The organism is Kitasatospora sp. NPDC056800 (genome assembly GCF_042789775.1).
GTDB lineage: Bacteria > Actinomycetota > Actinomycetes > Streptomycetales > Streptomycetaceae > Kitasatospora.
Genome location: NZ_JBHUAL010000025.1, coordinates 46,977 through 61,069 on the forward strand (window position 1 = coordinate 46,977; position 14,093 = coordinate 61,069).

At 74.5% G+C, this 14,093-nt stretch carries 13 protein-coding genes; 10 read left to right on the top strand and 3 right to left on the bottom strand.

Annotation, left to right across the window (positions count from 1 at the left end; translation table 11 throughout):
* The first annotated feature begins 49 nt into the window (after window positions 1-49).
* The 3 genes from ACFRQN_RS08735 (at window position 50) to ACFRQN_RS08745 (ending at window position 2,437) form a co-directional block, all read left to right on the top strand.
* Window positions 50-148: a 30S ribosomal protein bS22 gene (locus ACFRQN_RS08735; RefSeq protein ID WP_003948845.1), complete on the top strand. Its 99-nt coding sequence runs from the start codon at window positions 50-52 to the stop codon at window positions 146-148.
* 152 nt (window positions 149-300) lie between these two features.
* Window positions 301-1,422, top strand: coding sequence for an NAD-dependent epimerase/dehydratase family protein (locus tag ACFRQN_RS08740; RefSeq protein ID WP_049652195.1), 1,122 nt, complete (start codon window positions 301-303; stop codon window positions 1,420-1,422).
* 7 nt (window positions 1,423-1,429) lie between these two features.
* Window positions 1,430-2,437 carry a lysophospholipid acyltransferase family protein gene (locus ACFRQN_RS08745; RefSeq protein WP_380739282.1) on the top strand — a complete coding sequence of 336 codons (1,008 nt, stop codon included), beginning with the start codon at window positions 1,430-1,432 and terminating at the stop codon, window positions 2,435-2,437.
* Between the two features lie 85 nt (window positions 2,438-2,522).
* Here ACFRQN_RS08745 and ACFRQN_RS08750 read toward each other — a convergent pair whose 3' ends face one another.
* From ACFRQN_RS08750 to ACFRQN_RS08760, 3 genes are all read right to left on the bottom strand, one after another.
* A complete protein-coding gene (locus ACFRQN_RS08750; protein ID WP_074004022.1) occupies window positions 2,523-3,818 on the bottom strand; it encodes a DUF5667 domain-containing protein in 1,296 nt (431 codons plus the stop codon).
* A gap of 280 nt (window positions 3,819-4,098) precedes the next feature.
* Window positions 4,099-4,872, bottom strand: coding sequence for an ECF subfamily RNA polymerase sigma factor, BldN family (locus ACFRQN_RS08755; RefSeq protein ID WP_380739300.1), 774 nt, complete (start codon window positions 4,870-4,872; stop codon window positions 4,099-4,101).
* 707 nt (window positions 4,873-5,579) lie between these two features.
* Complete coding sequence (locus tag ACFRQN_RS08760; RefSeq protein WP_380739284.1) at window positions 5,580-6,575, bottom strand: HAD family hydrolase; 996 nt, start codon at window positions 6,573-6,575, stop codon at window positions 5,580-5,582.
* Window positions 6,576-6,677: 102 nt separating this feature from the next.
* Here ACFRQN_RS08760 and ACFRQN_RS08765 point away from each other — a divergent pair, with 102 nt between their 5' ends.
* The 7 genes from ACFRQN_RS08765 (at window position 6,678) to hemB (ending at window position 14,055) form a co-directional block, all read left to right on the top strand.
* Complete coding sequence (locus tag ACFRQN_RS08765; protein WP_380739286.1) at window positions 6,678-6,971, top strand: glutaredoxin family protein; 294 nt, start codon at window positions 6,678-6,680, stop codon at window positions 6,969-6,971.
* A 205-nt stretch (window positions 6,972-7,176) separates the two neighbouring features.
* Entirely contained in the window at window positions 7,177-7,932 is a 756-nt protein-coding gene (locus ACFRQN_RS08770; protein ID WP_380739288.1) for an exonuclease domain-containing protein, read from the top strand.
* 107 nt (window positions 7,933-8,039) lie between these two features.
* Window positions 8,040-8,936 (top strand): redox-sensing transcriptional repressor Rex, encoded by an 897-nt coding sequence (locus ACFRQN_RS08775; protein ID WP_049650497.1) that lies wholly within the window; start codon window positions 8,040-8,042, stop codon window positions 8,934-8,936.
* Window positions 8,937-8,961: 25 nt separating this feature from the next.
* Window positions 8,962-10,302: a glutamyl-tRNA reductase gene (locus ACFRQN_RS08780; protein ID WP_117488315.1), complete on the top strand. Its 1,341-nt coding sequence runs from the start codon at window positions 8,962-8,964 to the stop codon at window positions 10,300-10,302.
* A 41-nt stretch (window positions 10,303-10,343) separates the two neighbouring features.
* A complete protein-coding gene (hemC, locus tag ACFRQN_RS08785) occupies window positions 10,344-11,351 on the top strand; it encodes a hydroxymethylbilane synthase (protein WP_380739291.1) in 1,008 nt (335 codons plus the stop codon).
* Entirely contained in the window at window positions 11,348-13,000 is a 1,653-nt protein-coding gene (locus ACFRQN_RS08790) for a bifunctional uroporphyrinogen-III C-methyltransferase/uroporphyrinogen-III synthase (protein WP_049650477.1), read from the top strand. The genes hemC and ACFRQN_RS08790 overlap by 4 nt, the downstream gene beginning before the upstream one ends.
* Before the next feature lie 74 nt (window positions 13,001-13,074).
* Window positions 13,075-14,055 (top strand): porphobilinogen synthase, encoded by a 981-nt coding sequence (gene hemB, locus ACFRQN_RS08795; protein ID WP_117488311.1) that lies wholly within the window; start codon window positions 13,075-13,077, stop codon window positions 14,053-14,055.
* Window positions 14,056-14,093 lie beyond the last annotated feature (38 nt).

Sequence of the window (14,093 nt, forward strand, 5' to 3'; positions counted from 1 at the left end):
TGGACTCCGTCTCTCACGGGCGAGAGTCTCAGTGAGCGAGGGTTGTTCCGTGGGCTCTGTCATCAAGAAGCGTCGCAAGCGTATGGCCAAGAAGAAGCACCGCAAGCTTCTCAAGCGCACTCGCGTTCAGCGTCGTAACAAGAAGTAAGCGGCCCCGGCCGCGCCTAGCGCGCCCAGCGCTTCCACCGCCCGTCCAGGCCCGTCGTGGCCTGGGCGGGCGGTGTCGTTTCACGGCCCCGCGGGGCGGCGCGGTACGGTGCACGCAGGCCGCTCGGGCCGAGGGAACGGGGGTGCAGCACCGTGGGCGTGGTCGTGCTCGTCACCGGCGTGGCGCGCCGGCTCGGTGCCCGCTTCGCCGCCGAGGTCCGCCGCCGGCCGGGCGTCGACCTGGTGGTCGGCGTGGACGTGCAGCCGCCCCGGCTGCCGCCCGAGGAGCCGTCCGGCCCGGCCGCCCCGTACCGCTTCCACCAGCTCGACCTGCGCCGTCCGGCGCTCTCCCGGGTGCTCGCCGAGCACCGGGTGGACACCGTGGTGCACCTCAGCGTCAGCGCCACCGGCCTGGGCTCCACCAACCGCTCCGCGGTGAAGGAGTCCAACGTGATCGGCACCATGCAGCTGCTCGGCGCCTGCCAGAAGGCCCCCGGGGTGCGCCGGCTGGTGGTGAAGTCCACCACCGGCGTCTACGGCTCCGCGCCCCGCGACCCGGCGGTGTTCAGCGAGCGGATGCAGCCCAAGGACCCGCCCGGCGGCGGCTTCGCCAAGGACGCGGCGGAGGTCGAGGGCTACGTCCGCGGCTTCGCCCGGCGCCGCCCGGACGTCGCGGTGACGGTGCTGCGCTTCGCCAACATCGTCGGCCCGAACGCGGACACCCCGCTCAGCGAGTACTTCGCGCTGCCCGTGCTGCCGACCGTGCTCGGCTACGACCCGCGGCTGCAGTTCGTGCACGAGGACGACGCCGTCGCGGTGCTCTGCCGGGCCGCCGACGAGCCCGAGCCGGGCACCGTCAACACCGGGACCTTCAACGTGGCGGGGGAGGGCGTCCTGCTGCTCTCCCAGTGCGCCCGCCGGCTCGGCCGGCCCACCCTGCCGCTGCTGCTGCCCGCGGTCAGCTGGATGGCCGTGCTGGCCCGGCAGACCCGGCTGGTGGACGTCTCGCCCGAGCAGCTGCGGCTGCTCACCCACGGCCGGGTGGTGGACACCGCGCGGCTGCGCGACACCTTCGGCTACCGTCCGGCGTTCAGTACTCCGGAGGCCTTCGCCGACTTCGCCGCCGCCGGAGGGCCGGGCCTGCTGCCGCCCGAGCGGCTGGCCGCCGTCACCGACCGGCTGACCGCCCTGCTCGGCCCGGAAGCCGCCGGGCCCGCCGGGCCGGGCGCCGGTCCGGACGCCGTACCGAACCGCCCCCGCCGACCGAGGAGCTGAACCCGCGATGAGTGCCGCAGCCGAGAACGCGCCGGGCGAGGCCAAGGTCATCCCGATCGAGACGGCCCCCAGCTGGACGTCGCCCGAGGGGCCGAATCCGGCCGACCGGCTCGCCGAGGCCGTCGGCGGGGCGCTGGCCGGCCCGCTCGGCCCGGTCGCCACCCGGCTGTTCGGCAAGGGCTGGGAGGGCCGCGCCGCCGAGCGGCTGGCCTTCCTGCGCCGCCGGGTGACCGGCGACTACGAGGTGGACGAGTTCGGCTTCGACCGGGAGCTCACCGAGGAGGTGCTGCTCTCGCTGCTGCGCCCGCTGGCGGAGAAGTACTTCCGGATCGACGTCCAGGGCGCGGAGCACATCCCGGCCGAGGGCGGCGCGCTGATCGTCGCCAACCACTCCGGGACGATCCCGCTCGACGCCCTGATGACCCAGGTGGCCGTCCACGACCACCACCCCGCCCGGCGGCACCTGCGGATGCTCGCCGCGGACCTGGTCTTCGTGCTGCCCGGCGTCAACGAGCTGGCCCGCAAGGCCGGCCACACCCTGGCCTGCAACGAGGACGCCCAGGCCCTGCTGGAGCGCGGCGAGCTGGTCGGGGTCTGGCCGGAGGGCTTCAAGGGCATCGGCAAGCCGTTCTCCGAGCGCTACAAGCTCCAGCGGTTCGGCCGCGGCGGCTTCGTCTCCTCGGCGCTGCGGGCGCGGGTGCCGATCGTGCCCTGCTCGATCGTCGGGGCGGAGGAGACCTACCCGATGATCGGCAACGTGAAGACGCTGGCCCGGCTGCTGGGCCTGCCGTACGTGCCGATCACCCCGACCTTCCCGTGGCTGGGCCCGCTCGGGGCGCTGCCGCTGCCGACCAAGTGGACGATCCGCTTCGGCGAGCCGATCGCCACCGACACCTACCCGGTGGAGGCGGCGGACGACCCGATGCTGGTCTTCGACCTGGCCGACGAGGTGCGCGAGACCATCCAGCACACCCTCTACGAGCTGCTGGTGCAGCGGCGTTCGGTGTTCTTCTAGGAGAACCCGAGGGATCCCGGGGTTCCCCGGGGACGGCGAGGGCCCGGCGGATATCGCACTCCGCCGGGCCCCCACCGCCCTGCTGTCAGCCGCCCAGGATGCGCAGCCCGGGCAGCAGGTCCGGAAGCAGCGGGGGAACCTCGACGCCCTGCGGCTGGGCCGCGTTCGGGGCGCTGGGCGAGGCCTGCTGCGGTCCCTGCGCCGGGGCCGCGTCGGCGCTCGGCGAGGGCTTGGTGCCGGTGAGCCCGCTGGTGAGACCGCCGACCAGGCCGTTGACGGCGTCCGGGGCGCTGCTGGGCAGGGTGTCCGGCAGGACGCCGCCCTTGCCGCCGTTGCCGGAGGCACCGGCGCCGGGGTAGGCCGGGGCGTGCTCGGTGGCGCCGGGGCGGTTGCCGGCGGCGCCGGAGCCCGGGGCCTGGTCGGTGCCGGCCGAGGTGCCGGAGCCGGCCGCCGGGGAGCCGGCCGGGGAACCACCGGTCGAGTGGGACGAACCGTCGCCCGCTCCGTCGCCGGCCGCGCCACCGCTCTGAGCGGGGGGCAGGACCAGGCGCAGGGGCGCGACGTCCTCGCTTATGTCGTCGAAGAGCCGGTTCACCAGGTCGGCCTGCTGGGTGAGCTGGACGGGCAGCCGGCCCTGCAGCTCGCTCCACCGGCCGTCCTCGTCGTGGGCGAAGCCCGCCAGGGCCCGCATCGGGTCGAGCGAGCCGTTGCTGCGGTAGACCGAGCGCAGCAGCTCGCGGCCCTTGAGGGCGTCGGCGTGCATGTCGTCCAGGGCGCGGCGGACCTGTTCGACGGTGGCCGGGCTGAGCGCGCCGGCCTGGTCGGTGCGGCCGACCAGGGTCTTGGCCTCGCCGAGCCGGGTGGCCGCGTTGTCGAGCAGCATCTCGCCGCGTTCGGAGTCGGAGCCCGCGAAGTCGAGCCGGAGACCTTCCAAGCCGCGTTTGAGGCCGTACAGGCTGTCCCCGGGGAGGGCGTTGGAGCTGGCCGCGGCGACGCCGGCCAGGCTGCCGACGGCGAGCCCGGCGACCAGCCCGCCGATCGCGAACCGGCGGCTCCAGCGGCCGCGCGGCGCCGTCCGGATCGCCCGGTGGCGGCGCTGGCGGGGCACCGGGGTGCCCGTCCCGCCGGCGAAGGCCTGCTCGAACGCGGCCATCAGCTGGGCGCGTTGGACCGTATGGACCTCCCGGTCCAGCACCGGCCCGGGCAGTGCCCCCAGTGCGTCGGCCAGTCCGACCAGCCCGGCCATCGCGGCCGAACCCGCGCCGGTGGCAGCGGTGTTGTCCGATTCGGCGTTGGCCGCAGCGCGTTGCTCCGCCTGGTGGGCCTCCAGCGCCTCGGCGAAGGCCTTCGCCCGCCGGTGCTCAAGCACGTTTGCCGTCACGGGCCACACCTCCCTTCGTCGTTGTCGACAGCCCGGCCCGCCGGACGGTTGCCCCGGCTGGCCAAAGCCACTCCATCGGGTGATAGGCCGCAATTCGACTTGACCGTACGCCTGGTGGGGGCTTGCACGTTGGCCAACGAGCGGTGCGGGCGGTCGGTTACGCACGGCAGATCATCGGACCTACCGTTCACCCTGACGTGTCGGCCGGGCGCGAACGATGACGGCCGGCCGGACCGTACGGTGCCGGACCGCACGGAGCCGGTGCCGTCCTCGGCGCGGTTCATCGCGCGTCGGGCGGGAGCAGCCGGGCCAGGGTGCGGACGGCGCGGTACTGGAGGGTCTTGATGGCGCCCTCGTTCTTGCCCATGATCCGGGCCGTCTCGGCCACCGACAGCCCCTGCAGGAAGCGCAGGGTGACGCACTCCTGCTGCTGCGGGTTGAGCCGGCGCACCGCGTCCAGCAGGGCGGCGTTGGAGAGCGACTCCAGCACCGACTCCTCGGGGCTGCGCTCGCACTCGTTGGAGTCGAGCATCTCGCCGGTGGTGACCTCCAGCCGGAAGCGGCTGGACTTGAAGTGGTCGGCGACCAGGTTGCGGGCGATGGTGACCAGCCAGGCGCCGAAGTCCCGGCCCTGCCAGGTGAAGGTGCCGATCCGGCGCAGGGCGCGCAGGAAGGTCTCGCTGGTGAGGTCCTCGGCGGTGGCCCGGCTGCCGACCCGGTAGTAGATGTAGCGGTAGACGGTGTCCGCGTAGTGGTCGTAGAGCCGGCCGAAGGCCTCGCTCTCGCCGGCCTGGGCCCGTTCGACCAGCTCCATGACCGGGTTGTGCTCGGTCTCGTAGCCGGGGCTGGGCGCGGTCCGGGCGCGGCCCCGGCCGGTGCTGCCGGTGCGGCCGCGCGAGCCGGTGCCGGTCGAGCCGGCGGCGGTGGTGCGCAGTGCCAGGCCGGGCGGCTGCGGCTGCGGCTGGACGAACGGTCCGCCGGCGAGCGCGAGTTGGGGCGTGGCGGCGAACTGGCTGCGGAGCAGGGTGCGCAACAGGGTCAGGCCCGTGGAGATCTGCCGCTCGGCGGTCGGCCGGTCGCGGAGGCCGGTGCGGGGACGCAGGGGCGCGGACGACGGGCGGGAGGGTGCAGGCGCGTCGTTCCGGACGGGTGGGTACACGGGACTCCCAGAGGCAGAACTGTGGACGGATCACCTCCGCCTGCGCGGAGAGCACTCCCCGAAGCGTCCGTTCGAGCGGGACGCGTGGTGACGTGCATCCAGGAGAGAATAACGCTTTGTGCAATGACAGCTACACCGTGTGGTCGAAGTGGTCGTTTGGGATCCATTTGTTGCGCATGTTCGGCTGACATTGACCGGAGCTGTCATCGTTCATCCGGCTTAACGTGATCGAACGGGCGCTCAGGGTGACCAATTTGGCGGCCTGGGGGGCGGTTTCCCAGCCTTGGGGCTCGGCAACCCCTGACTTTCCCGGCCTGGCGAACGATCAGAACCGGTCACCGGGCGACAGGTTCGAGCAGGTGACGCGGACTGCCGTGTGACGGCGGGGAGTTCGCCCGTAAGAGGGGCCAGGTCAGAGGCCTTGTTGACGACCGCTCACCCGCCGGGGCGAGCCCGACCGGGCGGCCTCCGAACGGCCCCGGAGAGCCCCGGAGCGCCTCGGAGAGTCTCCGGAAAGCTTCCGGAAAGCCTCCGGCGGCCCGGACGGCCGTCCGGCACGAGGTTCGGGGCCGGGGTTCCGGGCCGGGGTTCGGGCGGGTGGTTCAGGCCCGGTGGCGGCGCCGGTTCAGCGCCACCCCGGCCGCCGTCGCGCCGGCCAGCACCCCGAGCGCGGCCGCCGCCGGCAGCCCCACCCGGGCCGCCTTGCGCCCGGTCCGGAAGTCCCGCACCCGCCAGCCCTGGGCCCGGGCGTGGCGCCGCAGCGCGCCGTCCGGGTTCACCACGTACGGGTGGCCGACCAGCGAGAGCATCGGGATGTCGTTGGCCGAGTCGCTGTAGGCGGCGCAGCGGTCGAGGTCGAGGCGCTCGCGCCGGGCCAGGGCCCGGACGGCGGCGGCCTTGGCCGGGCCGTGCAGCAGGTCGCCGACCAGTCGGCCGGTGTAGCGGCCGTCCCTGGCCTCGGCGACGGTGCCCAGCGCGCCGGTCATGCCGAGCCGTCGGGCGATGATCCGGGCCACCTCCAGCGGGGCGGCGGTGACCAGCCAGACCCGCTGGCCGGCGTCCAGGTGCATCTGGACCAGGGCGCGGGTGCCCGGCCAGATCTTGTCCGCCACGACCTCCTCGAAGATCTCCTCGCAGATCGCCTCCAGGTCGGCGGTGGGCTTGCCGGCCACGATGCCGAGGGCGGACTGCTTGGCGTCCGAGATGTGGTCCGGGTCCTCGGTGCCGTGCAGCCGGAACCAGGCCTGCTGCCAGGCGAAGCGGGCGATGTCGCGGCGGGTGAGGAAGCCGCGGCGGTAGAGGCCGACGCCGAGGTAGAAGATCGCGGCGCCGCGCAGGATGGTGTTGTCGCAGTCGAAGAAGGCGGCGGCGCGGGGGTCGTCCGGGTCCGGGGTGTGGTTCTCGGCGGGGGCCTTGGGGGTCCGTCCGGGCTTGGCCGCGGCCGGTGCGTCCGGCCCGGCGGCGTCCCGGGGCCCGGCGTCGGGTGCCGGCTCGGCCCGCAGCGCGGCCTCGGCCGCCTCGGCCGCGGCTTCGCCGGCCAGGGCGCTCCGCTCGCTGCTGGAACGCCTTGCCTGGGTGAGCCTTCTGAGCACGGCCATGTCATCGAGGATAGCCAGCCGGGCGCCCGGCGGCCGTGACGCAGCCGTGCCCGCGGGGTGAACAGCTCCACCGGGCGCGGGCCCCGGGGGCGGGTGGGCGCCATGGCGGAGAATGGGGTGGTGAGCCCACTGCTGCGACGTAAGAGCCCCGAGCCCGCGGGCCGGACCGTGACCCTGGTCGGCAAGCCCGGCTGCCACCTGTGCGACGAGGCCCGCGAGGTGATCCTCCGGGTGACGGTGGAGTTGGGCGCGTCCTTCGAGGAGCGGGACATCACCCGGGACGAGGAGCTGTACCGCCGTTACTGGGAGCAGATTCCGGTCACCCTGATCGACGGTCGCCAGCACGACTTCTGGCGGGTCGACGAGCGCCGGCTGCGCACCGCCCTCGGCGGCTGAGTGCGCGGCCGGGCGCGGCCGGGCGGCGGCTGAGCGGGGTCTGACCGCGCGTTCGTCCGCGCACCGGCCCCCCGCCGATCGGCGGGGGCGGTTCGCCGAATCGTTGCCAAAGACACTCCGTTCCGGCTTGGGACGGGGCGGGTTGGTCGGCTTACGATCGAACGCGTTTGCGCCCGTGGGGGGCTGAGCACACGAGGAGTGCGCCATGCTTCCCGGTCCTGTCCCTGGGGCCCCCGGAGCCCCGGAGTTCCGGACGGCCCCCCGGGGCTTCGCCGTGGTGGACGTGGAGGCGACCGGCCGCAGCCCGTGGCGGCACCGGGTGGTCGAGGTCGCGGTGGTGCTGCTCGACGAGCGGCTCCGCGCCGAGGGGGAGTTCGCCACCCTGCTGGACCCGCTGGGCCCGGTCGGCCCGACCCATGTGCACCGGATACGCCAGTGCGACGTCGAGGGCGCCCCGCGCTTCCGCGAGATCGCCCCGTGGCTGCTGGAGCTGCTGGCCGGCCGGGTGCTGGTCGGTCACCACGTCAGCTGCGACCACGCGTTCCTGGATCGCGAGTTCGCCCGGATCGGGGTGCCGCTGCCGCCCGTCCCGCTGCTGTGCACGATGCGGTTGGCCCGCGCCCACCTGCCGGAGGCCCGGAGCCACGGCCTGGCGGCCTGCGTGGAGGCGGCGGACCTCGGCTGGTACCCGGCGCACACCGCGTTGGGCGACGCCCGGGTGACCGCCGAGCTGCTGCGGTACTGCCTGGACGCCCCGTCCTGTCCGTCGGACGACTGGACCGGCCCGCTGCGGGAGGCCGCCCGGCTGCCCTGGCCCCGGCTCGGCCGGGCCCGTTCCCGCCCGTCCGGCGCCGCCGTCCCGCTGCTGCGCCGGGAGGCGTCGTACGGCCCGTGGCTGCCCGATTCCCAGGCCCCGGAGGTCGTGCTGACCCAGGCCGGTGCTATGCGTTCGATGGCGTGATGCGCATCACTGTGCGGGGACAAAACGGACACCATCTTTGTGCACACGTTCACAAACACATAGCCTGGCTGCCTAAGCCCAGCTTCACCCACAGGAGCACCGTGGCAATCGGCCGATCACCACAGAGCAGTTCGCAGACGCCCGACCAGGGCGCCGCGCGCCGACCCTCGCGTGCCCGGGGCATCCCGGAGGCGACGGTCGCCCGCCTGCCCCTCTATCTGCGGGCCCTCACCGCGCTCTCCGAGCGCTCGGTGCCGACCGTCTCCTCCGAGGAGCTGGCCGCCGCCGCCGGCGTGAACTCGGCCAAGCTGCGCAAGGACTTCTCCTACCTCGGCTCCTACGGCACCCGAGGCGTCGGCTACGACGTCGAGTACCTCGTCTACCAGATCTCCCGCGAGCTCGGCCTGACCCAGGACTGGCCGGTCGTCATCGTCGGCATCGGGAACCTCGGCCACGCGCTCGCCAACTACGGCGGGTTCGCCTCCCGCGGCTTCCGGGTGGCCGCCCTGTTGGACGCCGATCCCCACGTGGTCGGTTCCACCGCGGCCGGACTGCCGGTGCGGCACATGGACGAGCTGGAGTCGATCGTCGAGAGCCAGCACGTCTCCATCGGCGTGATCACCACCCCGCCCGGCGCCGCCCAGCAGGTGTGCGACCGGCTGGTGGAGGCCGGCGTCACCAGCATCCTGAACTTCGCCCCGACCGTGCTGTCCGTCCCGGACGGCGTGGACGTGCGCAAGGTGGACCTCTCCATCGAGCTCCAGATCCTGGCCTTCCACGAGCAGCGCAAGGCCGGCGAGGAGCCGGATGACCGCGCCGAGTCGGTGCTGGACCGCGCCCCCGGTCCGGTCCGGGCGGCCGCCGCCAAGCTGCGCCGCGCGGCCGGCGGCAGCGGCAAGGGCCGGGGCGCCGCCGAGCCGGCGGCCAAGGACCAGGCCGAGCAGGCCAAGGGAAAGTCCGCCAAGGGCGGCGACGGGGATCTCTCCGCGGTGATGCCCGCATGAACACCGAGAGCTGTGGGGGGCGGGCATGAGCCTTCTCGTCGTAGGGCTGAGCCATCGCACGGCCCCGGTCGGGGTACTGGAGCGCGCCGCGCTGACCGGTGAGGTGCCGACCCGGCTGCTGCACGACGCGGCCGCCACCGCGACGGTCGGCGAGGCCGCGCTGCTGAACACCTGCAACCGGATCGAGCTGTACGCGGACGTGGACAAGTTCCACGCCGGCGTCGCCGAGCTGTCGCTGCTGCTGGCCCACCACAGCGGGGTGGACCTGGAGGAGCTGACCTCCCACCTGTACGTCCACTATGAGGACCGCGCCGTCCACCACCTCTTCTCGGTGGCCTGCGGCCTGGACTCGATGGTCGTCGGCGAGGGCCAGATCCTCGGCCAGCTGCGCGACGCGCTGGCCAAGGCCCAGGAGGAGCACACCGCCGGGCGCGGCCTGAACGAGCTGTTCCAGCAGGCGCTGCGGGTCGGCAAGCGGGCGCACAGCGAGACCGGCATCGACAAGGCCGGCCAGTCGCTGGTCACCTTCGGCCTGGAGCAGGTCGCGGCGGGCGCGGGCGAGATCGCCGGCAAGCGCGCGCTGGTGGTCGGCGCCGGCTCGATGAGCTCGCTGGCCGCCGCCACCCTGGTCCGCTCCGGCGTGACCGACCTGCTGATCGCCAACCGGACCCCGGCCCGGGCCGAGCGGCTGGTCGAGATCCTCGGCCCGGACGTGGCCCGGGTGCTGGACCTCGCCAAGGTGCCGGAGGCGCTCGCCGACGTGGACCTGGTGATCTCCTGCACCGGCGCGGCCGGTGTGGTGGTCCGGGCCGAGGACGTGGCCGCCGCCGTCGCCTCCCGCAGGTCCCCCGAGCCGCTCGCCCTGCTGGACCTGGCCATGCCGCGCGACGTCGACCACGCCGTGCACGAGCTGCCCGGCGCCCTGCTGGTCGACCTGGAGAGCCTCTCCCACGCGCACGCCGCCAGCCCCGGCGCCGGCGACGTCGACCAGGTGACCCGGATCGTCTCCGACGAGGTGTCGGCCTTCGGCGCCGCCCAGCGGGCCGCCCGGATCGCGCCGACCGTGGTCGCGCTGCGCTCGATGGCCTCCGACGTGGTCGCCGCCGAGCTCGGCCGGCTGGACTCCCGGCTGCCCGACCTGGACGAGCGCTCGCGCGCCGAGATCACCCAGACCGTCCGCCGCGTCGTCGACAAGCTGCTGCACGCCCCGACCGTCCGGGTGAAGCAGCTGGCCGCCGAGCCCGGCGGCGCCTCCTACGCGGAGGCGCTGCGGGAACTGTTCGACCTCGACCCGGCGGCCGTGCACGCCGTGTCGGGCACGCCCGTCGGCGGCGCGCCCCAGCCCTCGGCCGGGGGCACCAGATGAACCGTCAGCCATCCCACGAGTACCACCGGGACGATCACCTCATGAATGGTCAACCGATCACGGAGCAGCCCTCGGCCACCGCGGCCCTGCGGCTCGGCACCCGGCGCAGCGCCCTCGCCATGGCGCAGTCGGGCATGGTGGCCCGCGAGGTGACCAGGGTCACCGGGCGCCCCGTCGAGCTGGTCGAGATCACCACGTACGGCGACACCTCCCGGGAGTCGCTGGCCCAGATCGGCGGCACCGGCGTGTTCGTCTCCGCGCTGCGCGACGCGCTGCTGGAGGGCCGGATCGACTTCGCCGTGCACTCGCTCAAGGACCTGCCCACCGCCGCCCCCGAGGGCCTGGCGCTGGCCGCCGTCCCCGAGCGCGAGGACGTCCGGGACGCCCTGGTCGCCGCCGAGGGCCTGGCCCTGGAGGAACTGGTCGAGAAGCTCGCCGGCGCCGGCCGCCCGGCCCGGATCGGCACCGGTTCGCCGCGCCGGATGGCGCAGCTGAACGCCTGGGCCAGGGCCCGCGGCGCCCAGCTGGAGACCGTCGCGATCCGCGGCAACGTGGACACCCGGATCGGCTTCGTGACCAGCGGCGAGCTGGACGCGGTGGTGCTGGCCACGGCCGGCCTGAACCGGCTCGGCCGCAGCGCCGAGATATCCCAGCACCTCGACACCGAGGTGATGATCCCGGCCCCCGGCCAGGGTGCGCTCGCGATCGAGTGCACCACCGACGCCGAGGAGCTGACCGCCGCGCTCGCCGCGCTGGACCACGCCCCCACCCGGGTCGCCGTGGCCGCCGAGCGCGCCCTGCTGGCCACCCTGGAGGCCGGCTGCTCGGCACCGGTGGCCGCGCTGGCCACCTGGGGCCGGGAGAACGAGCTGCGGCTGGACGGCGTGGTCGGCGACCCCGACGGAACCGCCCTGCTGAAGATGTCCGCCAACGGTCCGATCGTCCTCGACGAGACCGCCGAGCAGCGGGCGGCGGCCCTCGGCCGCACGCTGGCTGACCGGCTGCTCGCCGCGGGCGCGGCCGCCCTGATGGGGGAGCGAGCCCGATGAGCCCCACCACCGCCGCCACCGACGCCCTGTTCCCGGCGGGACAGCCCGCCACCGGACGGTGCACCTTCCTGGGCGCGGGCCCCGGGGACCCGGGGCTGCTGACCCTGCGCGCGGTCGAGGTGCTGTCCACCGCCGACGTGCTGGTCGCCGACCCGCTGACCGCCGCCGCCGTGCGCAGCCACTGTCCGGCCGGCGTGCAGGTGCACGCCCCCGCCGCCGAGGGCGCCGACTTCGACCTGGCCAAGGTGGTCGCCGAGGCCGTCCGCTCCGGCAAGCACGTGGTGCGCACCGTCGACGGCGACCCCGGCCTGGACGGCTGCGCCGCCGAGGAGATGCTCAGCTGCGCGGGCGACGGGATCCCGTTCGAGGTGATCCCGGGCGTCGCCCAGTCGGTCGGCGTCCCGGCGTACGCGGGTGTCCCGCTGCGCGCCGGTTCCGGCACCGACGTGCGCTTCGTGGACGGCGCCGCGCTGCTGGCCGGCAGCCCGGTCGACCTGGGCGCGCCGGAGACCACCCTGGTGGTCCGCACCACCCTGGGCCAGCTGCCCGCCACCGCCGCCGCGCTGGTCGCGGGCGGCCGCAAGCCGGAGTCGGCGCTGAGCGCCACGCTCTCCGGCACCACCACCCGCCAGCGGACCTTCACCTCCTCGCTGTCCGGCATCGCGGCGGACCTGAAGGCCGCCCGGGTGCTGCCCTCGCCGGTCTCCGCCCCGGTCGACCCGGCCACCTCGGTGATAGCCGTGGTGGGCGAGCAGGTGGCCCACCGGGCCTCGCACTCGTGGTTCGAGACCAAGCCGCTGTTCGGCTGGAACGTCCTCGTGCCGCGCACCAAGGAGCAGGCCACCGGCCTGTCCGAGCAGCTGCGCTCGTACGGCGCGGTGCCGCAGGAGGTGCCGACCATCGCGGTCGAGCCGCCGCGCACCCCGCAGCAGATGGAGCGGGCCATCAAGGGCCTGGTCACCGGCCGCTACGAGTGGATCGCCTTCACCTCGGTGAACGCGGTGCGCGCCGTCCGGGAGAAGTTCGAGGAGTACGGCCTGGACGCCCGCGCGTTCGCCGGGATCAAGGTCGCGGCGGTCGGCGAGACCACCGCGCAGGCCCTGGTGGACTTCGGCGTGAAGCCGGACCTGGTGCCCTCCGGCGAGCAGTCCGCGGCCGGGCTGCTGGAGGACTGGCCGCCGTACGACCCGGTCTTCGACCCGATCGACCGGGTGCTGCTGCCGCGCGCCGACATCGCCACCGAGACCCTGGTGGCCGGCCTGGTCGAGCTGGGCTGGGAGGTCGACGACGTGACGGCGTACCGGACGGTGCGCGCCTCGCCGCCGCCGGCCGAGACCCGCGAGGCGATCAAGGGCGGCGGCTTCGACGCGGTGCTGTTCACCTCGTCCTCGACCGTCCGGAACCTGGTCGGCATCGCGGGCAAGCCGCACAACGTCACGGTCATCGCCTGCATCGGCCCGGCGACCGCCAAGACCGCCGAGGAGCACGGCCTGCGGGTCGACGTGATGGCCCCGGCGCCGTCGGCGGCCGCGCTGGCCCAGGCGCTGGCGGACTTCGGTGCCAAGCGCCGGGACACCGCGACGGCCGCCGGTGAGCCGGTCTACCGGCCCAGCGAGCGCCGCCCCGGCTCGCGTCGCAAGGCCCGCTGAGAATTCTTAACTATGCTGCCGGGGGCGGCCGTTCGTCGCCCCCGGCACTGCACAACCGTTCGGAGAGAGAAGCCGTGTCCGCTGAATTCCCGTACGTTCGCCCCCGCCGGCTGCGCCAGAGCCCGGCGATGCGCCGGCTGGTGGCCGAGACCCGGCTGCACCCGGCGGAGCTGATCCTGCCGCTGTTCGTCCGCGAGGGCGTCAGCGAGCCCGTCCCGGTGACGTCGATGCCGGGCGTGGTCCAGCACACCCGGGACACCCTGCGCAAGGCCGCGGTGGAGGCGGCCGAGGCGGGCCTGGGCGGCCTCATGCTGTTCGGCGTCCCGGAGGTGCAGGACGCCGTCGGCAGCGAGGGCACCAACCCGGACGGCATCCTCCAGCAGGCGATCCGGGACGTGGTCTCCGAGGTCGGCGACTCCCTGGTGGTCATGTCGGACCTCTGCCTGGACGAGTACACCGACCACGGCCACTGCGGCGTGCTGGCCGCCGACGGCAGCGTCGACAACGACGCCACCCTGGAGCGCTACGCCGAGATGGCCCGGGTGCAGGCCGACGCCGGCGTCCACCTGGTCGGCCCGTCCGGCATGATGGACGGCCAGATCGCCGTGGTCCGGCGGGCGCTGGACGAGGCCGGGCACCAGGACGTGGGCATCCTCGCCTACACCGCCAAGTACGCCTCGGCCTTCTACGGCCCGTTCCGCGAGGCCGTCGGCTCCTCGCTCAAGGGCGACCGCAAGTCGTACCAGCAGGACCCGGCCAACGCCCGCGAGGCGCTGCGCGAGCTGGAGCAGGACCTCGCCGAGGGCGCCGACATGGTGATGGTCAAGCCGGCCATGGCCTACCTGGACATCCTGCGCCAGGTCGCCGACGCCTCCCCGGTGCCGGTCTCCGCGTACCAGGTGTCCGGCGAGTACGCGATGGTCGAGGCGGCCGCCGCGAACGGCTGGATCGACCGGGAGCGGATGATCATGGAGACGCTCACCTCGATCCGCCGCGCGGGCGCCGAGCAGATCCTCACCTACTGGGCGCTCGAAGCCGCCGCGCTGCTCAAGTAGCGGACCCCGTACGGCGGAAGGCCGGGCCGCTCCCGTGG